The following is a 5,667-nucleotide window of genomic DNA, read 5'->3' as shown; positions in this document are numbered from 1 at the left end:
TTGGCAATCCTGGCATGGTCATGACATCTCCTGTCAAAGCCACGATAAAGCCTGCCCCAAGTTTTGGTACCAATTCACGAATGGTAATTTCGAAATTTTCTGGCGCGCCCAGAGCAGCAGGATTGTCTGAGAAGCTATACTGTGTTTTAGCCATGCAGATTGGCAGCTTGTCCCAGCCGTTTTTGACAATTTCTCGAATTTGAGTCTGCGCTTTTTTCTCAAAGTTCACTTTTGAACCACGATAGATTTCTCTGACAATTTTCTCTATTTTTTCTTCAATAGAAAGATCATTATCATATAGGCGAGTGTAATGAGCAGGTTCTTTATTAATGGTTTTGACTACAGTCTCAGCCAGAGATACACCACCTTCGGCACCATCAGCCCAGACGCTAGCTAACTCAACTGGAACCTTAATTTCTGCACAAAGTTCCTTAAGCGCTGTAATTTCAGCAGCCGTGTCAGAGACAAATTCATTGATAGCTACTACAACTGGAATACCGAACTTGCGGATATTTTCAACGTGACGTTTGAGATTGGCAAAGCCAGCTCGGACCGCCTCAACATTCTCCTCTGTAAGTGCATCCTTAGCTACTCCACCATTCATCTTGAGGGCGCGCAAGGTCGCAACAATCACTACTGCATCTGGAGAAGTTGGTAAGTTTGGTGTTTTAATATCTAAGAATTTTTCAGCACCAAGATCCGCACCAAATCCTGATTCTGTCACTGTATAATCGGCCAAGCGCAGCGCTGTGCTAGTCGCTAAAACAGAGTTACAGCCATGAGCGATATTGGCAAAAGGACCGCCATGAACAAAGGCTGGTGTCCCGTAAATAGTCTGAACAAGATTTGGCTTAATCGCATCTTTCAAGACTAAAGCCAAGGCTCCTTCTACCTCAAGGTCACGAACATAGACTGGTGAGCGGTCATAGCGATAACCGATAACAATGTTAGCCAAGCGCTTTTTCAAATCTTCAATATCCGTAGCTAGGCAAAGAATCGCCATAATTTCAGATGCAACAGTAATGTCAAAACCATCTTCGCGCGGAATACCGTTAACTGGACTTCCTAAGCCAACGGTTACGTGGCGAAGAGCTCGGTCATTCAGGTCAACCACCCGCTTCCAGATAATACGACGCTGATCGATTCCCAGTGCATTTCCCTGATGAAGATGATTATCGATAAGAGCTGACAGGGCATTATTGGCTGTCGTGATGGCATGCATATCACCAGTAAAATGCAAGTTAATGTCTTCCATCGGTAGAACCTGCGCGTGACCGCCACCAGCTGCTCCTCCCTTGATGCCCATCACAGGCCCCAAAGACGGTTCCCGGATAGCAATCATAGTTTTCTTGCCAATCTTGTTAAGCGCGTCAGCCAGTCCAATCGTAATGGTAGATTTACCTTCTCCAGCAGGTGTCGGATTGATTGCCGTTACCAAAATCAGTTTGCCAACAGGATTTTTTTCAACCTCACGAATTTTATCAAAGCTGAGCTTAGCCTTATACTTACCATATAATTCTAAGTCGTCATAGTTGATGCCAACTTTTTTCACCACATCAACAATAGGCTGCAATTCAACACTTTGAGCAATTTCAATATCTGTTTTCATCAAGAACTCCTCTGTCAATTAATATAAAGATTATAACAAAAAAGAGCAAAATCTACATGATTAAGCTCTAAAAAGATTTTAATGTTCGGTTTTTTTAATGTCGGTTTGATAATCAATGGCATGATGCTCCTCTAAGTTAATTTAGAAATAATCCATCTATTTATCACTACAAAAAGCTTGTTTTGTTTTTATTCTAGAAGTCTATCAAAGAAATTTCTGGATGATATTTGTGCAAAACTTTCTGGATATCACTGTAATTCTCATCTAATTTTGAAATAGAGATCTCAAATATTTCTCCTTTCTTAGTTCTAGGACATATATAGTGATAAGTACTACTACCATCTTCATCATATTCGACGACTTCCTTATGAGAAATAGAGTCAATAGTTTCCCACTCTAAAAAATGAACTTTCCCATTGCTTAATCGAAAAACCATTTCTTCAGCTGTTCCCGCTAAAATCGGGTATTTACTATCTTTTTCTGCATTCATACTCCTAACAATTAGTGTGATAATAATCACAGACGCAATAATTGCAAAGAATACTAAAAAACCTTCAACGCTCGCTTTTTCTGCAGAAGCGCTCGAATAGCTATAACTTGACGAAGACTCCAAATTGTGTTCACTATCATGACCTTGTATACTTGCTATAAAAAACAAAGGGAAGATTATCGACACTATAATTCCAACAACTGATGATATATAATATTTTTCACCAGCAAAAAATGAAAATTCATAATCATCTTTATTCATTATTTTTCTCCATATCTAAACTTTAGTTTCAATTAAACACTGCAGTTCACTTTTTGATTAGTCACTTCTCCGCTGTGACACTCTGCAATTAGAATTATTTTACTAAATTTCTTTTTTCTTGTAAAATAAGGCTATGAACATATTGATTACTTCTGGCGGGACCAGCGAGAAAATCGACCGTGTCCGCTCTATTACCAATCATTCGACGGGACGGCTTGGCAAAATCATAGCTGAAACTTTCCTAGACAAGGGCGATCAGGTGACTCTGGTGACGACTCCCAAAGCTGTCCGTCCTAAAGCTCATCCCAACCTTACCATTGTCCAGATTGAAAGCGTTACAGAACTGCATAAAAACTTGGAGCCGCTCGTTCACACACATGATGTACTGATTCATGCAATGGCTGTCTCAGACTACACCCCCGTCTATATGACTGGTTTGGAAGCTGTAGCTGCTAGCTCTGATATGGCTGAATTTCTGAATAAGACTAACTCAGAAAGCAAGATTTCTTCTCAGGATGATGTTCAAGTTCTTTTTCTCAAACAGACACCAAAAATCATCAGCTTGGTAAAAAAATGGAATCCAAACATTCGCTTGATTGGCTTCAAACTCTTGGTTGATGTTTCTGATGAAGAGTTACTCAAGACCGCGCGAGCCAGTCTCATAAAAAATCAGGCAGAAATCATTGTCGCCAATGATTTGACAGAGATTTCTAATCAGGAGCACAAAGCCTATCTTGTCGGAAATGATACTGTAACCCAAGCTCAATCCAAAGAAGAAATTGCTCAGCTCCTCTACCTGCATATCCATAGTCCATAAGGAGGTAAATGATGACACAGATTACCTTAGCGGTCAGTGGCAGCATATCAGCCTACAAGGCTGCTGACATTACTAGCCGTCTAAAGAAAGAAAACTTTGATGTTGCTGTCCTCATGACAGATGCAGCGACAGAATTTATCACACCGATGACCCTGCAAGTCTTGTCGCAAAGACCAGTTGCAATTGATATTATGCAAGAACCTGACCCTAGCGATGTCAATCACATTGACATCGCTAAAGAGTCTGACCTCTTTTTGCTAGCGCCAGCAACAGCCAATACCATCGCTAAACTAGCCAACGGTTTAGCTGATAATATGGTTACAGCTACTGCTCTGGCTCTGCCGCCTCATACCAAGAAAGTTTTGGCTCCGGCTATGAACACTAAGATGTTTGAAAATCCACTAACTCAGCACAATTTGGAGCGCCTGCAGCATTTTGGATGGAAGATTATCCAACCGCGTGAAGCTGTTCTAGCCTGTGGTGATCAGGGGACAGGTGCTCTAGCCGAAGTTGATACGATTATTAATACAGTAAAGGAACTTATTTATGAAAAAACAGTCTAAAATTGCTCAAATTGCTATTTTCTTTGCCATCATGTTGGTACTGCACCTGCTCAGCTCGGTTATTTTCAACTTACTTCCAGTACCGATTAAACCTACGATTATTCACATCCCAGTGATTATCGCCAGTATCCTCTATGGCCCTAAAGTCGGAGCTGTTCTAGGCGGCCTTATGGGATGTATCAGCGTTGTTACCAATACCTTGGTACTGCTGCCAACCAGCTATCTCTTTAGCCCTTTTGTGCCAAATGGAAGCCTTTCTTCGCTTCTTGTTGCCATGGTGCCTCGCATTCTCATCGGTATCACTCCTTATTTCGTATATAAAGCAATGAAAAATAAGGTCGGCTTGATTATAGCTGGTTCCGTAGGTTCTGCAACCAATACTATTTTTGTCTTGGGAGGTATTTTCTTTCTCTTTGCAAATGTATACCAAGGTGATATCAAAGCACTTCTGGCTGTAATTCTATCAGCTAATTCCATTGCCGAGTTAATCATTTCTGCGATTTTGACAGCAACTATCATTCCTGCGCTTGAAAAAGCCAAAAAATGATGATGAGTTAGTTTTCTGGACCAAGCCTTGCTTTGGTCTTTTTTATACTGCAATTCAGCTCTAATATTCTGAAATCCTTGAAACAATGTCTTGAAAAGTATTTCATCGTTTTCTAGGTAACCTCTTTCAAAATTAATGAAAATATGCTACAATGAAAGCGATTAAGAAAATTTAAGAGCAGGATTTTTTACTAAAATTTCCATCTCTTCATTTCAAAAATAAAGGAGACTCCACCTATGACTTATCAAGATAACTTCAAAAAATGGCTTGATTATGCTGAACTTCCTGACTATCTTCGTGAAGACTTGAATAGTATGGACGAAAAAACTAAGGAAGATGCCTTTTACACCAATCTTGAGTTTGGTACTGCTGGTATGCGTGGTTTAATTGGCGCTGGTACCAACCGTATTAATATTTATGTTGTCCGTCAGGCAACCGAAGGTTTGGCTCGCTTGATTGAAGAAAAAGGTGATGAGTTCAAAAAACGCGGTGTTGCGATTGCTTACGACTCCCGTCATTTTTCACCAGAATTTGCCTTTGAATCTGCTGCTGTTTTAGCTAAGCACGACATCAAGTCTTATGTCTTTGAAAGTCTGCGCCCAACTCCGGAACTTTCATTTGCGGTACGTCATTTAGGAACTTTTGCTGGTATCATGATTACGGCCAGCCACAACCCTGCTCCATTTAACGGCTACAAGGTATATGGTGAAGACGGCGGACAAATGCCTCCGCATGATGCAGATGCATTGACTGACTACATCCGTGCTATTGAAAATCCTTTTGCTATTGAGGTAGCTGACGTTGAAGCTGAAAAAGCTTCTGGTTTGATTGAAGTGATTGGCGATGCTATTGATGCTGAATACCTCAAGGAAGTTAAAGATGTCAATATCAACCAAAAACTGATTGATGAATACGGTAAGGACATGAAGATTGTCTACACTCCTCTGCACGGTACTGGTGAAATGCTGGCTCGTCGTGCTTTGGCTCAAGCAGGCTTTGATTCTGTAGAAGTTGTTGAAGCTCAAGCTGTAGCTGATCCAGACTTCTCTACTGTTAAGTCTCCAAACCCTGAAAGCCAAGCAGCCTTTGCCTTGGCTGAGGAATTAGGCCGTAAAGTTGGTGCAGATGTCTTGGTTGCAACTGACCCAGATGCTGACCGTGTCGGTGTAGAAGTTCTGCAAAAAGACGGCAGCTACCTAAACCTTTCAGGTAACCAAATCGGAGCCATTATGGCTAAATACATCTTGGAAGCTCATAAGAGTGCTGGAACTCTGCCAGCTAACGCAGCTCTCTGCAAGTCTATCGTTTCTACTGACTTGGTGACTAAGATTGCTGAAAGCTACGGCGCAACCATGTTCAACGTCTTGACTGGTTTCAAAT

General features: G+C 41.1%; 6 protein-coding genes. 4 read left to right on the top strand and 2 right to left on the bottom strand.

Annotation, left to right across the window (positions count from 1 at the left end; genetic code table 11):
* Both QZ169_RS11245 and QZ169_RS11240 read right to left on the bottom strand, forming a co-directional pair.
* On the bottom strand, positions 1 to 1,609 hold a 1,609-nt coding region (locus QZ169_RS11245; protein ID WP_295507088.1), incomplete at its 3' end, for a formate--tetrahydrofolate ligase.
* Between the two features lie 193 nt (positions 1,610 to 1,802).
* Positions 1,803 to 2,360 carry a hypothetical protein gene (locus tag QZ169_RS11240; RefSeq protein WP_295507086.1) on the bottom strand — a complete coding sequence of 186 codons (558 nt, stop codon included), beginning with the start codon at positions 2,358 to 2,360 and terminating at the stop codon, positions 1,803 to 1,805.
* Between the two features lie 133 nt (positions 2,361 to 2,493).
* Here QZ169_RS11240 and QZ169_RS11235 point away from each other — a divergent pair, with 133 nt between their 5' ends.
* The 4 genes from QZ169_RS11235 to QZ169_RS11220 all read left to right on the top strand — a co-directional run.
* Entirely contained in the window at positions 2,494 to 3,177 is a 684-nt protein-coding gene (locus QZ169_RS11235; RefSeq protein ID WP_295507084.1) for a phosphopantothenate--cysteine ligase, read from the top strand.
* Between the two features lie 11 nt (positions 3,178 to 3,188).
* Positions 3,189 to 3,740, top strand: a complete 552-nt coding sequence (gene coaC / locus QZ169_RS11230) for a phosphopantothenoylcysteine decarboxylase (RefSeq protein ID WP_295507082.1) — start codon at positions 3,189 to 3,191, stop codon at positions 3,738 to 3,740.
* Positions 3,724 to 4,287, top strand: a complete 564-nt coding sequence (locus QZ169_RS11225) for an ECF transporter S component (RefSeq protein WP_002915168.1) — start codon at positions 3,724 to 3,726, stop codon at positions 4,285 to 4,287. Before coaC ends, QZ169_RS11225 begins: the two co-directional genes overlap by 17 nt.
* 236 nt (positions 4,288 to 4,523) lie before the next feature.
* Positions 4,524 to 5,667: phospho-sugar mutase (locus tag QZ169_RS11220; RefSeq protein WP_295507080.1), on the top strand; the 1,144-nt coding region annotated here is incomplete at its 3' end.

This window comes from uncultured Streptococcus sp. (genome assembly GCF_905372115.1).
Classification (GTDB): Bacteria; Bacillota; Bacilli; order Lactobacillales; family Streptococcaceae; genus Streptococcus.
Note: the sequence above shows the minus strand (reverse complement) of the source record. Positions and strands in the feature narration are given on the sequence as shown.